Source organism: Okeania sp. SIO2C9, from assembly GCF_010672455.1.
In the GTDB taxonomy this organism is placed as follows: Bacteria; Cyanobacteriota; Cyanobacteriia; order Cyanobacteriales; family Microcoleaceae; genus Okeania.
Window position 1 is genome coordinate 1 of sequence record NZ_JAAHGO010000214.1, and the last position, 1,550, is coordinate 1,550.

A 1,550-nucleotide genomic window follows, 5' to 3' on the forward strand; every position below is an offset into this window, starting at 1 on the left:
AGGTTCCCATCATAAGGACTGGCATCACCTTTAACTTTTATATATTGTTGGCTCTTGAATGAGCCATATTCCACTAAAGTTAAAGGGTTATTCTCCCGTGAGGTAGAAAAGACCCAATTTCTATTCCCTATTTTTTGCCAATACTTGTTAATCCAGTGTTCGCCTTTGTTGGGGTGTCTTCTCTTTGCCCATCTTCGGAGTTTCCAGTATAATAAGTAATCCATTCGGTAAAATACCTTTGTTGGACATCCTATGGAAAAATAGTTACACCATCCTCTGATTATGGAATTGAGGTTTTTGATAAGTGCAGCTTGCGGTTTAGCTTTGTGCTTGTCAATAACTTCTGTGATTTTGGTGTAATGTTCCTTTTGATTTTCTTTGGATGGGGTGATGATTGTGGAAAAACCTAGTATTCGTTTTTGTGAATCTTTTCCAGATGTATATTTTCCTGCTTTGAACTGCCGGATGTTGAATCCGAGAAAATCAAATCCTGGTTTGTGTCCTTCATGTTCTTGCAGTGTATGGATCAATCTGGTTTTGCTGGGTTTTAATTCTAAACCCATGTCTTTCAACCATTCAGAAATAACTTCTTGACACCTTTGGACAACGGTTAGACTTTCGTGGATGATAACAAAGTCATCGGCATATCGAATTAGTGTTACGGATTTTCTTCTATTTGGCAGGCTGACCTTACGTCCGCTGTCTTGGTCGATTGGATATGGCTCCGGGACCTCGCCATCCCTCGACCGCTTTTTTCTCTCATATCAAAATCCTTGGCAAGTTCTTTGATTCGATATTCCATCCCGTGGAGGGCTATATTTGCAAGTAAGGGGCTGATGACCCCACCTTGGGGTGTACCCTCAGATGTTGGAAACAACTCTTTCCCATCCATCACACCAGCTTTTAACCAAGCTCGGATTTGTCTCCGTAGGGTCGGATAGGTATTTAATTTTTCTATGAGTCGTTGATGGTTGATATTATCGAAACATTTGGCAATGTCTGCATCAAGCACATATTTGGCCTTTTGATTTATTGCTATAAAAATTGCTTCGATTGCATCTTGACATGAGCGCCCTGGCCTGAAACCATATGAGGACGGTTCAAATCGGGCTTCCCATTCTGGTTCTAAGGCCATTTTTACTAGCCCTTGTAATGCGCGGTCGTACATGGTCGGTATTCCCAAAGGTCTTTTTTCATCCTGACCGGGTTTCGGAATCCATACTCTCCGAGTGGGTTTTGCCTTTGAGCCTATTTTTAGTTGATTTACCAAGACGAGACGTTGCTTTGGGGTCAGCGATTTAATGCCGTCCACACCTGCCGTCTTCCTACCTTGATTATCTTGAGTTACTCGACGCACCGCTAAACATTTTGCAAACCATGATTTTGTTAGTAATTTTTGGAGTCTACGAACTGTTCTGACATCTCCAGGACGTGACGCTTTGTAAATCCGATGAATGCAACTTAAAGACACATCTTTGGGCTTTTCGCCAGTTGATGTCCCTCCATTCATACATCGGCTTTGGTTCCGTGTTCATAACTTGACATTGCTA

The 1,550-nt window shown here is 41.9% G+C and carries 2 protein-coding genes; both read right to left on the reverse strand.

From position 1 onward, the window contains the following. On the reverse strand, positions 1–713 hold a 713-nt coding region (locus F6K23_RS43070), incomplete at its 3' end, for a group II intron maturase-specific domain-containing protein (protein ID WP_375340835.1). After that, on the reverse strand, positions 659–1,471 hold the full coding sequence (locus F6K23_RS43075) for a reverse transcriptase domain-containing protein (RefSeq protein ID WP_375340834.1): 813 nt from the start codon (positions 1,469–1,471) through the stop codon (positions 659–661). The genes F6K23_RS43075 and F6K23_RS43070, both read right to left, overlap by 55 nt. Positions 1,472–1,550: the final 79 nt, after the last annotated feature.